This window comes from Kocuria sp. UBA1838, from assembly GCF_002338785.1.
GTDB classification, from domain to species: domain Bacteria; phylum Actinomycetota; class Actinomycetes; order Actinomycetales; family Micrococcaceae; genus Kocuria; species Kocuria marina.
In genome coordinates this window covers 161,585-174,750 of the sequence record NZ_DDIY01000005.1, presented here as the reverse complement: position 1 = coordinate 174,750, position 13,166 = coordinate 161,585, and the positions used below count along the sequence as shown (strand labels likewise).

Genomic DNA, 13,166 nt, shown 5'->3' with positions numbered 1-13,166 from the left:
TTCGGTATCCGGTCACCCCGCCATGACCGGGCGCGACGACCGGTACGAGTACCTCTCGCTCACGGTGGCGCCGCGGGAGAAACCCGCCGAGGCACGCAGCCGGGTGCGGGAACACACCGAGTACGGCAAGTGGGAACTCATGCGCTCGGCGGTGCTCTACGGGGGCCAACGCCGCTATGTACTGCGCCGGCGGATCATGCGGGTGGACCGCACGTTCTGAGCCCGGGATCCGCTCAGGACGAGACGGGTCCCAGCAGGGATTTCGCCGTGGCCGCGTGGATGGACTCCTCGTCCGAGGGGTGGTACATCCCCGCCAGCACGTCCCGGTAGAGCCGCTCAAGCTCGGAACCGCGCCGGTACTGCGCTCCCCCGGACGCCCGCAGCGCCAGGTCCACCACGGCGCGCGCGGCTTCCGTGGCCCGGTGCTTGACCCCGGAGAACAGGATGAACCACCGCGGCCCGTGCGCCGGCTCCCGGTCCGAGCCCAGGGCGTCCACGTCCGCGCACAACTGCCGCAGTTGCAGTTCCACCCCGTCCCGTAGCACACCGGCCCCGGCCACGTGCCGGCGGATGTCCGGGTCGTCCGAGTACGGGGCGTCCTTGGCCAGGGATCGCCTCGTGGTCGTGATCTCCACGGCCACGTCGATCGCGCGGTCGGCGATCCCCGTGTACACCGCCGCGAGCAACAGTTCGAAGCACCCGAAGATCCCCCACACCACGGGGTCCGGGTTGGGTGCGGCAGGGGTCCTGGTGAGCACGTCCTCGGTGCGCAGCAGCGCACCGTCCAGCACCGTGGTGCACGACTGCGAGGCCCGCATCCCGAGCGCGTCCCAGTCCTCGCGCACCGTGACCCCCTCCGCCGGGGACTCGTGGTCCTCCCGGGTGAGGAACCCGAAGACGAGGGGTGCGGCGTCGTCGTCCCCGGAGACCCGGGCGTGGACGAGCAGGCGCGTCCAGCGCGGGGACAGGGACGTGAAGATCTTGGTGCCGTGCAGGCGCCAGCCCTCGGCCACGGGCTCGGCGCTCGTGGTCGCGTCGAAGAGGACGGAATCGTTGCCCGCCTCGGAGATCCCGAACGCGAAGACCTCCCCGGCCACGGCGTCGAGGAAGATCCGCTGCGCGCGATCGTCCCCGCGCAGGTGGAGGGTGTGGCCGATCCCCACGATCACGTGGTGCATGTTGATCCCCAGCGCGGTGGCCGGTGCGGCCGTGGCGAGGCGGCGCTGCGCCTGCGCGGCCTGCTCGAGCGTGAAGCCCAGCCCGCCGAACTCGCGCGGGACGAGCATCCGCAGGTAGCCGATCTCGCGCAGCGCATCGAAGTCCTCGGCGAAGAACGCATTGTCGCGGTCGGTCGCGGCGGCGCGGTCCCTGATCTCGGCGAGCAGCTCGTCGGATAGCAGTTCGGTCACGGCGGTCATGGGGGCTCCTTCGGTGGTCGGGCCGGTGGAATGGGGCGGAACGCAGGACGGGTCGGCGTCGCGCGGGTCCGGTCGCGTGGGGCATGCACGACGTCGCGAGGACTTGGCAGTACGACGCGGGGCCGACGTCGTTCGGGCCGGCGAGCGCGGGGGGGCTCAGTACGTGCGCAGCAAGCGGTCCAGCACACGCGAACCGAACTCGAGCGAGGTCACGGGCACGCGCTCGTCCACGCCGTGGAACATGCCCGTGAAGTCCAGTTCCGGGGGCAGCTGCAACGGGACGAATCCGTAGCCGGTGATCCCGAGCGTGGCCAGGGACTTGTTGTCGGTGCCCGCGCCGAGCATGTAGGGCAGCACCACGGCGTCGGGGTCCTCGGCCTGCAGCGCGTCCACCATGGCGTCCACCACGTTGCCCGAGAACGGGACCTCCAGCCCGATGTCCTCGAACTCGGCCTCGAAGCGCACCTTGTCACCCGCGAGCTCCTGGAGCTTCTCCATCACCAGATCACGCTGATCCGGCAGGAACCGCACGTCCACGGTGCCCTGCGCGGTCCCGGGGATCACGTTCGTCTTGTACCCGCCGTCGAGCATCGTGGGGTTCGAGGTGTTCTGCAGGGTCGCCCCCACGAACCGGGCCACATCCCCCAGTTCGCGCAACAGCCGCTGCGGGTTCTCCGGATCGAACTCCACGCCGGTCAGCTCGGTGACCTCGTCCAGGAACGCGCGGGTGGTCTTGGTCAGTTCCACGGGCCACGTGTACTGCCCGATGTTCGCCATGGCGCGGGACAGGTGCGTCACGGCGTTGTCCTCGTGCAGCCCGGAGCCGTGCCCGGCCTGGCCCTGCGCGATGAGCTTCAACCACAGCAGGCCCTTCTCCGCGGTCTGCAGCAGGTAGGCCCGCTTGCCGCCGATGTTCGCGGAGAACCCGCCCACCTCGCTCAGTGCGTCCGTGACACCGTCGAAGACCTCGGGATGTTCGCTCACCATCCACTTGGAGCCGTAGCGCATCCCGGCTTCCTCGTCCGCGAAGAACCCGAAGACGATGTCCCGCTCGGGCACGGTTCCCGTGCGGCGCATGTGGCGCAGCACCGAGAGCATCATGGCGTCCATGTCCTTCATGTCCACCGCGCCGCGGCCCCAGATCATCCCGTCCCGCACCTCCCCTGCGAACGGGTCCAAGGACCAGTCCTGCGCCGCGGCGGGGACCACGTCCAGGTGGCCGTGCACGAGCAGCGCGTCCGCGCTCGGGTCCTTGCCCTCGATACGGGTGAACACGTTCGCGCGGCCCGGGGCGGACTCGAAGTACTGGGCCTCGAGGCCCACCTCGTGGATCAGCTCGGCCACGTACTCAGCCGCCGCACGCTCACCCTTGGCCTCGCCACTCGCGTAATTGCTCGTGTCGAAGCGGATCAACTCGCGGCAGATCCGGGCGGTCTCGCCCTCCGGTGTGGAATCGGTCTGGGGGTTCTCGGTCATGGTGCTCGCTCTCCTCACTAACGCCGGACGGTGGCCTCCGGGCTGCGGTCCCCGCGTGGGACGACGACGCCGCTCGCGCCCACCGCGGTGCCGTGGGCCGGGGCTCGGACGGGCCTGCCCCTCCACCGTAGTACGCCCGTGGAAACCGGGGTCTTCTCGGTTACCCTGAGGGGCAAGAACTACCGTGTGCACCGATGACCCATGGGAGGCCATGATGACTGGAACCATCACGCTGATCGCGCGGACGGAGCTGACCCCCCGGGAGCTCACGGCCACGAGCCGTTCCGTGACGGACGAGGACACCGCCGCGCTCGCCCGGTTACTCCGGGAGGCCTACGGGTCCGGGACCGTGGGCACGCAGGAGGACGCGGAGACCACGGTCCGAGACGCCTTCCGGGGTGAGTTCGGCCCGTTCCTGCAGGAACAGTCGCAGGTGATCGAGGACGAGGACGGCAACCCCGTGGCCGCGGCCATCGTGCTCGAGCGCCGCGATGACCCGCACCTGCCGGACGTGCCGTACCTGTTCGAACTTTTCACGGCGTCCTCGCACCGCCGCCGCGGCTTGGCGGAGCAGCTCGTGCGCCAGGTCATGACGTCCCTGCACGAGAACGGCTACCACGAGGTGTGCGTGCGGATCCCGGAGGACAACTCCGCGGCACTCGCGCTCTACCTCACGCTCGACTTCAACCGCTGGATCCCGGAGCAGGACGAACTCTGACGGTGCTGCGGCTGTTCGGGACGCAGCTGCCCGGAACCGAGCCGTCCACGACCGACCCGCCCAGAACCGAACCGTTCTGAACCGGATGCAAGAGACCCGGATCGCCTGATGCGACCCGGGTCTCTTGCTGCGGATGGATGCACTGCATGTCGTGGAACGAATCGGCGTCCGCCGAGCGCACCGGCGCCCCTGCGTGACGCGCCCGCGCCGTCGTTCGACAGCGAGGGGCGAACCCGTCAGCGTGGCAGCAACCCGTCAGCGGAGCGTGAGCTCGTCGCTGCGCGGCGGGACCTGGGATGCGTCCGTGCGCGTGGCCCAACGCACCGTGATGTCCAGGACCCGCAGGTTCTCGGGATCGTTCGTGTCGGTCGCACCCGGGTGCTGTGCCGCGAGCGTCTGACCGGCCGGAGCGGCGTCGGCCCCTTCGAGGACCTTGGCCTCTCCCTCGAGCTGCACCTCGTGCGTGCCGTCTCGCATCACGACCATGGACACGCGCGGGTCGGACGTGATGTTGGAGAACTTCCGGGACTTGGTGTTGGTCCCAAAGACGATGTGTCCGTCGTCCGTGGCAGCCACGTGGACGTACGCGGATTCGGGATATCCCGTGCCGCTGTTGCTCGCGAGCACGCCGGCTCCGGCGGAGCGGACGAAGTCGATCAGCCAGCGCGTGTCATCGGTCAGGGTGTTGCCCAGTTCAACCATGTCTACCCCCGGTTATCGTCGGTGTGGGTGCGTCGGTGCACCGTCTCCACCATAGGCAGAGGGCCGAGGTCTTGCGGTGCGGCGGGCCGCACCGAGGACATTCACCGGGGTTGTGACACGCCTCCGGCTGCGGCTACAGCAGGGTCTGCAGGGGTTCCACGAGGTACTCCCCCTGGGACTTCACCGACCCCACGTCCGTGCTCACGGCATGCATGCGCCACTGCGCGGCGACCTCCAACGCGCCGGCCACCGCGCGGTCCACGAGTTCCGGGGCGTGGTCCTTGTCCGGGGTGATCCATTCGCGCGCGAACGCTTCGGTCATGCCCATGAGCAAACGGTTGTGCAGGGCTCCCAGCGCGGCGAGGTGCGAGTTCTCGTCGTGCGCGTCCGGGGCCTCGCGCGTGAGGATCGAACACGAGAGCAACCACCGGCCCGCGTCGTCCTGCGCGTTCTTGCCCGGCCGGGTCTGCTCGGCACGCGCGAGGTCCGCGGCGTTGTCGGGAACGTGCCACCACTCGTAGATCCCGGCGAACCAGATCGGAGAACCGTCCTCGGGGTGCACGAAGTACGGTTGCTTCTTCCCGCGCCGGGACTCCGGGGCCTTCCACTCGTAATAGCCGTCCGCGGGGATCGCGCAGCGCCGGGCTTTGACCGCGGCCCGGAAGGACGGTTTCTCGGTCACAGTCTCCGAGCGGGCGTTGAACATCTTGGACCCGATCGACAGCTCCTTGGCCCACGAGGGCACGAGGCCCCAGCGCGCGGCGTGGATCTCCGGGAGCAGCTGACCGTCCGGTGAGAGCCGCTCGAGCAGGATCGGGACCGTGTGCGTGGGAGCCACGTTCCAGTTGGGTTCCACGCCCCCGGCAATCGAGTCGTCGACCTGCGCGTCGAAGGGCAGTGCGAGCTGGCCCGGGGTCCGGGCGATCACATAACGACCGCACATGGTGTTCTCCTCCCGTGACGGGTTGTCGGCCCTACCGCGATCCGCTCACGGGGCCGTACCCCATGTAGGACGAGTACCGGTCGTACACGCTCATGAGCGCGGCCTCGACCTCGGCGACCGTGGTGCCCGGTCGGACGTCCGCGACGCACCCGGCGGTGGCCGGTTCCCACGACACACCCAGGCACGAATACACGTCCTCCAGGACGCTGCGCAACGGCTCGGCTACCTCGATCACGAGCACCGTGGAGAAGTACCACGCCCCGGCCACGACACGCTGCGCGGTACCGGCGAGTTTGACCGGTTGGTTCGGATCCGCCGCTGTCCCCGGTGCGTGCACGCTGTACTCCCCCGCGCAGTACTCCCCCGGGATTTCTCCCACCTGGGCCGGGATCTCGAGTTCCTCGAGCGCTGCGACCACCATGTCCCCGAACAGGCGGTACCGGTCCTGGATACCCGTCTTAGGATCCGGATCCGGTTCCACGTGATCGATGACCAAGCAACCCCCGTGGTACGCGGCCGCACGGCCACCCACGCGGCGCACGAGCGGGGTGAACGCGGCGTCGAGCGCGGCCTGACGGGCCCGGGGGAACCCGGGGTTGAGTTCGTCGCGGCGACCGAAGGCCACCGTGGGCCGCGGTTGGTACACGCGCAACACGGGTTCGGTGGCGCCACCGCGCGCGGCGTCGAGGATGGACAGGGCGCGGCGGTAGTCCTGTTCGGCGCCCAGGGACTCGCGCTGGCGTATGAGTTTCATGCTGGCGCCAACTCTAGTGCAGCGGGGCCCGCTCGGAACCCGGACGCGGCGGCACGGGCGGGTCCGTTCCCCGCAACTCCTCGCTCACCCGGCCGGACGTGGCGCGCGCTAAGTCGACGACGTGTGGAGCATCACGCCGCGGAGGTGGTCAACCGCGCGGCCGGACGTGGCGGGGCGGTGAGCGCAGTGGCCATGCGGCTCTCCTCGGCCGCGGTGACCGGACCGTGAGCGGCGGCAGCTACCATCGCGGTCTTGAGCACGTGGTGGTTCGCGAGCAGATCCGTGGAGTTGCCCAAGGAACGCAGCACTCGCCACGACATGGTCACACCGCCGCGTGAGACGTAGCGATTGACGTAGCGCACCGCGGCGTTCCACCGTTTGCGCTGGTCACGGGTGAGTTCCGCGCCCTCTTCCTGTTCCTGCAGCCACGCACGAGCACCCACGAACACGCGGGACACCAGTTCACGTTCGAACGGTTCCACCGTGCCGGCACCGCGCATGAGCTGGTTGAGCGTGCCCAGCTCGGCGACCGAGAGCACTGATTTGACGGACGATTTTGCGCGCATCACGTTCAAGCCCCCTACGAAGATCTCCCGTGGCGAGTGCATGACTGTGCAGTTCTTCACGGTTGTCGATCGTGCCCCCACCAACCCGGCGTTCCCCCCCCGGAACGCCTGAGGGTTGGCGGGAAACCTCTCCCCTTGCGGCTCCAGCCTAGGAACAGCGGCCACGTGATGACAGCCGCACATTGGGGGACGCACCCGCGCGCCACCCGCTCTTCATTCCATGGCCTTGTTTCCCGCACACTCCCACCCAACCCGCCCCCGGGCCCGCATACACCGTGCGGATCCGGGCCTCGGAACGCTCTCCGGGAGGGCGGGCGCTCAGTGACTCAGAAGTCCCAGTCCTCGTCCTCCGTGTTCACGGCCTTGCCGATCACGTAGGAGGAGCCGGAACCGGAGAAGAAGTCGTGGTTCTCATCCGCGTTCGGGGACAGCGAGGAGAGGATGGCAGGGGACACGTCCGTCATTTCCCGCGGGAACAGGGCCTCGTAGCCCAGATTGTTCAGTGCCTTGTTGGCGTTGTAGTGCAGGAACTTCTTGACGTCCTCGGTCCAGCCGACCGAGTCGTAGAGCGCCTCGGCGTAGGCCACCTCGTTGTCGTAGAGCTCGTCCAGCAGCTCGTACGTGTACGCCTTGAGCTCCTCCTGACGCTCCGGGGTCTCCTGCAGCAGACCGCGCTGATACTTGTAGCCGATGTAATACCCGTGCACGGCCTCGTCGCGAATGATCAACCGGATCAGGTCCGCGGTGTTGGTCAGCTTGGCGTGCGAGGAGAAGTACATGGGCAAGTAGAACCCGGAGTAGAACAGGAAGGACTCCAGCAAGGTGGAGGCCACCTTCTTTTTTAGCGGGTCGTCACCCTTGTAGTACGTCAGCACGATGTCGGCCTTGCGCTGCAGGTGCTCGTTCTCGCGCGACCAGCGGAACGCCTCGTCGATCTGCTTCATGGACGACAGCGTGGAGAAGATGGACGAGTAGGACTTCGCATGCACGGATTCCATGAACGCGATGTTCGTGTACACGGCTTCCTCGTGCAGGGTCTTGGCGTCCGGGATCAAGGAGACCGCGCCCACGGTGCCCTGGATGGTGTCCAGCAGGGTCAGGCCCGTGAACACCTTCATGGTGAGGTCCTGCTCCTCCGCCGTGAGCGTCTTCCACGACTGGACGTCATTGGACAGCGGGACCTTCTCGGGGAGCCAGAAATTGGACGTCAGACGGTCCCAGACTTCGGTGTCCTTCTCGTCCTGGACGCGATTCCAGTTGATGGCCTCCGCCGGGTGGCGGAGCAGTTCGACCTTCTCGGTGGTCATGGCGCGCACTGGCTCCTTCGTGGATGGGGGTTCCCGCCCCGCTGGATGACGCCGACGGCGCTCGGCGGGCGAGCGCTGCACACCGGTTCTCGCGGGGTCGGCTGGCGCGCGGGACGACTTCCCAGGGTACTCCACTTCAGGCGGGAACGGACCGGGCTCGGCACTTCGATCGGGAACGGACCGGACGCGATGCCGCCCGCCCGATTTCGGACGGGAACGAACGGGGCCCGATTCCTTCCACCCCGGACCCATCGCGTCATGTTCCCTCAGGGTGAACCCCGTGTCGGGGTCCTTCCGTATGTGACGGAAGCCGTGCAGGATGAACGTACCGACCCGACACCGGGCTGGTTCACCTACCGGAAGGACACAGATCATGCCGGATCTCGGAGGACTCGCGGACAAGGCCAAGGACGCCGCCGGAAACCACCAGGACAAGGTCGACCAGGGCATCGACAAGGCGGGCGACGCCGTGGACGAGAAGACCGGTCACAAGTTCGAGGGCCAGGTCGATCAAGGCCAGGACGCCGCGCGCGATCGGCTCAGCGGCAACGAGTGATCTGCACCGCCGCGTGAGAACGGGGTCCCTTCCGATCGGAAGGGACCCCGTTCTCACGTCGGCTCGAGGGTGCGCCCCACGGGCTCGAGGGCTCCTCTCACGGACCGGTCACCCGCGCGGGGAGGACGCCGCGGCGTCGCCACCGCTCTCGCGGGTCTCAGGCCTCGTCCGCCTCCCGGGCGAGTGCCGTGAGGCGGGAGACCGCTCGGTAGTACTTCTTCTGGTAGCCGCCGGCCATCATCTCCTCCGTGAAGACGCGGTCGAACGGCACGCCCGTGGAGAGGATGGGCAGGTCCCGGTCGTACAACCGGTCCGCGAGCACCACGAACCGCAGCGCTACCGCTTGCTGGTCGATCGTGCGCACCCCGCGCCACGCGATCGCGTCCAGGCCCTCGATCAGTGCACGGTAGCGCGAGGGGTGCACGCGGGAAAGGTGTTCCACGAGCGCGTCGAAGTCGTCGATCGCCACACGCCGACCCGCGAAGTGCTGTTCGACGGCGGCGTCGAGCGCGGCGTCGTCGGGCAGGGGCGACGGCGCGTTCGGCAGTCCGCGGTGACGGTAGTCCTCGCCGTCGATGCGCACGACCTCGAACTGGGAGGACAGCACCTGGATCTCACGCTGGAAGTCCTGCGCCGCGAACCGGCCTTCGCCCAGGGAACCGGGCAAGGTATTGGACGTGGCCGCGAGCTTGACGCCCGCGTCCGCGAGTTCGCGCATGAGCCGGGACATCAGCACGGTGTCCCCGGGGTCGTCGAGCTCGAACTCGTCGATACACACGAGGGTGTATTCCTTCAGGGCGTCCACGGTGCGGCGGAACGTGAGCGCACCCACCAGGTTGGTGTACTCCACGAACGTGCCGAACGCCTTGGGCCCGGGCACGGCGTGCCACAGGGACGCGAGCAGGTGGGTCTTGCCCACGCCGAACCCGCCGTCCAGGTAGATCCCCTGCGCCGCGCCGGAACTCTTCTGCCCGCCGAAGAGTTTGGAGAAGAACCCGCCACCGGAGGCGCCGCCCCCGGACGCGCCCGCCGCGAAGGTCTTGAGCTTCTCGACCGCCTGTGCCTGCGAGGGCTGGGACGGATCAGGGCGGTACGTGTCGAACGACACCTCCCCGAAGCGTTCGGACGGGGTGAAACCGGCCAGCAGTTCATCGGCCGAGACGCGTGGATCGCGCTCCACGAGGTGTTCGATCTGAGTGCTCACGTGACAGGGCCTCCCGACCGGTTCCGGATCGCGCGCCGCGGCGGGCGCGCACCGGGACCGGTCCTGCGGTAAACGGACAGTACGTGGGACGCGCCGGGCGTCCCGTTCTCCCCCGATGCTACCGGTCAGCCCGTGGTGAACACGGCGACCGCGTATGACGGCACACGCGGGCCGGCATGCGCCAGGTGCGCGCGCACCACTACGCTGGAGAACGAGACGCGCACGGCACGTGCGTGCGCAGCGCCCACGACAGCACAAGGACAAGGAGAAGTCTCATGGCTGTAGAAGCAGAGCAGAACGACGCGTTCGCGCAGTACGCGCACCCGGAACGTCTGGTGTCCACGCAGTGGGTGGCCGATCACGTCGGCACGCCCGGCGTCGTCGTCGTCGAATCGGACGAGGACGTCCTGCTGTACGAGACCGGGCACATCCCCGGGGCCGTCAAGGTGGACTGGCACACGGACCTCAACGAACCGGACACCCGCGACTACGTGAACGGGGAGCAGTTCGCCGAGGTGATGTCCCGCAAGGGGATCTCCCGCGACGACACCGTGGTGATCTACGGCGACAAGTCCAACTGGTGGGCCGCCTACGCCCTGTGGGTCTTCACGCTGTTCGGTCACCGGGACGTGCGCCTGATGAACGGCGGGCGCGACAAGTGGATCGCCGAGGGCCGCGAACTGACCACGGACGCGACCCCCGTGACCCCCACCGAGTACCCCGCGGTGGAGCGGGACGACTCCGTGATCCGCGCGTACCGCGAGGACGTGCTGGCCGCGCTGGGCACCACTCCCCTGATCGACGTGCGCTCCCCCCAGGAGTACACGGGCGAGCGCACCCACATGCCCGACTACCCGCAGGAGGGCACGCTGCGCGGCGGACACATCCCCACCGCGGCGTCCGTGCCGTGGGCCCGGGCCGCCGCCGAGGACGGGACGTTCAAGTCCCGCGAGGACCTCGACGCGATCTACCGCGACGAGGTCGGGCTCGGGCAGGACGACGACGTGATCGCGTACTGCCGCATCGGCGAGCGTTCCTCGCACACGTGGTTCGTGCTGACCCACCTGCTCGGCTTCGACAACGTGCGCAACTACGACGGGTCCTGGACCGAGTGGGGCAACGCCGTGCGCGTGCCCGTGGCGCAGGGTGAGGAACGCGGCGAGGCCCCCGGGGCCGCGCGGTGAGCACCCAGGACCTGCCCAAACAGTTGCGGGAGCTGGTGACCGAGTTCCACGAGGTCCCCGAACCCGACAAGCTGCAGTTGCTGCTCGAGTTCTCCCGTTCGCTGCCCGCGCTGCCCGCGCGGCTCGGCGAGCACCCGGAGGAACTCGAGCAGGTCACCGAGTGTCAGTCGCCGTTGTTCCTGACCGTGGAACTGGACGGGTCCGGTGCGGACGCACCGGTCGCCCTGTTCTTCTCCGCGCCGGCCGAAGCGCCCACCACGCGCGGTTTCGCATCCATCCTGCACGAGGGGCTCAACGGCCTGCCGGCGTCCCAGGTGCTGGACGTGCCCGACGACCTGCCGGAACGCTTCGGGCTGACCAAGCTGGTGTCCCCGCTGCGCATGCGCGGGATGTCCGCGATGCTCGGTCGGATCAAACGCCAGATCCGCGCCCGGCTCGGCGAGTGAGCGCCGCGGGCAACCAGTCACGGATGGCCCGCTCGTAGCGTTTGCGGTCGATGTTCCATTCCTTGGTGTGCCGGGCCCCGGAGAACCCCACGAAGTCCACGTAGGGACTGCGATTGGCGAGTTCCACGGACCCGGCCACCGGGACCACCTCGTCGTCCGTGGAGTGAAGGATCAGGGTGGGCGTAGTGATGTCCTCCCAGCGGGAGAGCCAGTCCAGGGCATGCAGGTCCAGGGGCGCGGCCAGCCCGGTGATCCGCGGGCCCATGCGGTGGGAGATCAGGTCCGCCGCCATGCGACCCACGCGCCGCGGGATGCGGTGGATCCGGGTCTGGTGAGCCAGTAGCTCGTACCAGTCCACGACCGGCCCCGTGAGCACCAGCGCTCGGATCCGGTCGCGGTACTCGGTCAGTTCGGTCGTGCGCAACACGATGGCCCCGCCCATGGACCACCCGAACAGCACGATGTCCGACGCCCCGTGGTCCAGCGCATAGCCGATCCCCGCCTGGATGTCCTCCCATTCGGTGAACCCCAGCCCGTAGCGCTGATCCGGGGTGGAGGGTGCCTCCTGGTCGTTGCGGTAGGACAGGATGAGGGAGTGCAACCCCAGTTCGTGGGCCACCCTGGCCCCGCGGATGCATTCCGGGCGCTGGGCGCCGCGGCCGTGCACCATGACCGCCCACGTGCCGGTGTGGTGTGCGGTGGCCGTGTCCCCGTCCGCGGGGATGACCCACGCGGGCGCGGGCCCCAGCGGCGTCTCCACGTGGATCTTGCCGTAGGCCAACCCGGCGTCCGACGGTCGCGCGTACACGGTCCCGGTCCACCACCCGCGCTTGCCCACCGCGAGTTCCCCGCGGTACACGCGCTCCACGAGCCGCGTGACGGTGCCCCCGGTCTGGCGCACGATGAAGCCGATCCGCGCGAGGCCGCGACCGTCGTCGAACCGTAGGGCGTACGTCCCGGCGACCCGGGTGTCCGGGTTCGCGGGCAGCGTGATCAGTTCCTGTCCCGAGTTGGGGTCCTTCTCGAGCTTGAGCACCTGGACGTTGCCGGGCCGGGTGGACGGGGTGACCACGTGGCGCGCGACGAGCGCCGCCAGACCTCCCGACAACGCGAACGTCGCCGACGCCGCTCCGATACTCGCGGCGGCGCCCACCACCGCGCCGCGGCGCCACGAGCGCGCGTTCGAATCCTGCCCGGGGGTGATCAGGGTAGTCATGTCGTCATTCTGGCACGCGCCGATCACGGGGACCTGGATGGCGGGCCGGTTACCGCAGGCACCCCGAATACACGGTGCGCGCGAGCGTCGAACGGCGGCTACGCGACGTCGTACGGGCATAACCGGCGCGAACGCATGGTTGAACAGGGAGGAAGTCACATGACGACGAGAAGGAGGCGCCCCGTGACCACGGAGCCGAACCACGAGACGAGCGCCCGCACCGGCGGAGCCCTGAGCCCGGAGGCCGCCGCGGCGCGCACGGACGCGCAGTGGCGTGAACAACTGAACCCGCTCGAGTATCAGGTGCTGCGCCAGGCGGGGACCGAACGCCCCTTCACGGGCGAGTACGTGGACACCACCACGCAGGGAGTGTACGAGTGTCGCGCGTGCGGGGCCGAGCTGTTCCGCTCGGACACGAAGTTTTCGTCCCACTGCGGGTGGCCGTCCTTCTTCGCGCCGCTCGCGGAGGACCGGGTGCGCTACATCGAGGACACAACCATGGGGATGAAGCGCGTGGAGGTGCGCTGCGCGAACTGCGACTCGCACATGGGCCACGTATTCGAGGGCGAGGGGTACGACACTCCCACGGATCTGCGCTACTGCATGAACTCGGTGTCCCTGCGTCTGGTTCCCGCGACGCAGGACTGAAGCGTCGATCCGACCCACCCCAGAACGA

15 protein-coding genes are annotated in these 13,166 nt (G+C 68.9%); 6 read left to right on the top strand and 9 right to left on the bottom strand.

Annotated features, from left to right (window positions below):
- Positions 1-22 precede the first annotated feature (22 nt).
- Positions 23-220, top strand: a complete 198-nt coding sequence (locus tag B3I25_RS02590) for a DUF5703 family protein (protein WP_094067061.1) — start codon at positions 23-25, stop codon at positions 218-220.
- 13 nt (positions 221-233) lie between these two features.
- Here the strand turns inward: B3I25_RS02590 and B3I25_RS02585 are convergent, their stop codons facing one another.
- Both B3I25_RS02585 and B3I25_RS02580 read right to left on the bottom strand, forming a co-directional pair.
- Positions 234-1,418: an acyl-CoA dehydrogenase family protein gene (locus B3I25_RS02585; protein WP_286737711.1), complete on the bottom strand. Its 1,185-nt coding sequence runs from the start codon at positions 1,416-1,418 to the stop codon at positions 234-236.
- Positions 1,419-1,574: 156 nt separating this feature from the next.
- Positions 1,575-2,894 carry a M20/M25/M40 family metallo-hydrolase gene (locus B3I25_RS02580; RefSeq protein ID WP_131333009.1) on the bottom strand — a complete coding sequence of 440 codons (1,320 nt, stop codon included), beginning with the start codon at positions 2,892-2,894 and terminating at the stop codon, positions 1,575-1,577.
- Positions 2,895-3,105: 211 nt separating this feature from the next.
- On the opposite strand from B3I25_RS02580, the gene B3I25_RS02575 reads away from it, so the two are divergent.
- The gene (locus B3I25_RS02575; RefSeq protein WP_231885618.1) at positions 3,106-3,612 is read left to right on the top strand and encodes a GNAT family N-acetyltransferase; all 507 of its coding nucleotides are present in this window, start codon (positions 3,106-3,108) and stop codon (positions 3,610-3,612) included.
- Between the two features lie 255 nt (positions 3,613-3,867).
- Here the strand turns inward: B3I25_RS02575 and B3I25_RS02570 are convergent, their stop codons facing one another.
- The 5 genes from B3I25_RS02570 to nrdF all read right to left on the bottom strand — a co-directional run bounded on the left by B3I25_RS02570 (position 3,868) and on the right by nrdF (position 7,884).
- Positions 3,868-4,314 (bottom strand): pyridoxamine 5'-phosphate oxidase family protein, encoded by a 447-nt coding sequence (locus tag B3I25_RS02570; RefSeq protein WP_286737710.1) that lies wholly within the window; start codon positions 4,312-4,314, stop codon positions 3,868-3,870.
- Positions 4,315-4,447: 133 nt separating this feature from the next.
- On the bottom strand, positions 4,448-5,257 hold the full coding sequence (locus B3I25_RS02565) for an SOS response-associated peptidase (protein ID WP_286737709.1): 810 nt from the start codon (positions 5,255-5,257) through the stop codon (positions 4,448-4,450).
- Positions 5,258-5,288: 31 nt separating this feature from the next.
- On the bottom strand, positions 5,289-6,011 hold the full coding sequence (locus B3I25_RS02560; protein WP_064846977.1) for a lipoate--protein ligase family protein: 723 nt from the start codon (positions 6,009-6,011) through the stop codon (positions 5,289-5,291).
- A gap of 131 nt (positions 6,012-6,142) precedes the next feature.
- Entirely contained in the window at positions 6,143-6,577 is a 435-nt protein-coding gene (locus B3I25_RS02555; RefSeq protein WP_286737789.1) for a hypothetical protein, read from the bottom strand.
- 326 nt (positions 6,578-6,903) lie between these two features.
- Positions 6,904-7,884 (bottom strand): class 1b ribonucleoside-diphosphate reductase subunit beta, encoded by a 981-nt coding sequence (gene nrdF / locus B3I25_RS02550; protein WP_085105975.1) that lies wholly within the window; start codon positions 7,882-7,884, stop codon positions 6,904-6,906.
- A 373-nt stretch (positions 7,885-8,257) separates the two neighbouring features.
- Here nrdF and B3I25_RS02545 point away from each other — a divergent pair, with 373 nt between their 5' ends.
- Positions 8,258-8,440 carry an antitoxin gene (locus B3I25_RS02545; RefSeq protein ID WP_144931817.1) on the top strand — a complete coding sequence of 61 codons (183 nt, stop codon included), beginning with the start codon at positions 8,258-8,260 and terminating at the stop codon, positions 8,438-8,440.
- A 157-nt stretch (positions 8,441-8,597) separates the two neighbouring features.
- Here B3I25_RS02545 and zapE read toward each other — a convergent pair whose 3' ends face one another.
- Entirely contained in the window at positions 8,598-9,644 is a 1,047-nt protein-coding gene (gene zapE, locus B3I25_RS02540; RefSeq protein WP_064846785.1) for a cell division protein ZapE, read from the bottom strand.
- Between the two features lie 275 nt (positions 9,645-9,919).
- On the opposite strand from zapE, the gene B3I25_RS02535 reads away from it, so the two are divergent.
- Positions 9,920-10,828 carry a sulfurtransferase gene (locus B3I25_RS02535; protein WP_085105973.1) on the top strand — a complete coding sequence of 303 codons (909 nt, stop codon included), beginning with the start codon at positions 9,920-9,922 and terminating at the stop codon, positions 10,826-10,828.
- Entirely contained in the window at positions 10,825-11,274 is a 450-nt protein-coding gene (locus tag B3I25_RS02530) for a SufE family protein (protein WP_286737708.1), read from the top strand. The genes B3I25_RS02535 and B3I25_RS02530 overlap by 4 nt, the downstream gene beginning before the upstream one ends.
- Here B3I25_RS02530 and B3I25_RS02525 read toward each other — a convergent pair.
- Positions 11,240-12,490 (bottom strand): alpha/beta hydrolase family protein, encoded by a 1,251-nt coding sequence (locus B3I25_RS02525; protein WP_064846782.1) that lies wholly within the window; start codon positions 12,488-12,490, stop codon positions 11,240-11,242. The genes B3I25_RS02530 and B3I25_RS02525 overlap by 35 nt on opposite strands.
- A 231-nt stretch (positions 12,491-12,721) precedes the next feature.
- On the opposite strand from B3I25_RS02525, the gene msrB reads away from it, so the two are divergent.
- Complete coding sequence (gene msrB / locus B3I25_RS02520; protein ID WP_369795628.1) at positions 12,722-13,138, top strand: peptide-methionine (R)-S-oxide reductase MsrB; 417 nt, start codon at positions 12,722-12,724, stop codon at positions 13,136-13,138.
- Positions 13,139-13,166 lie beyond the last annotated feature (28 nt).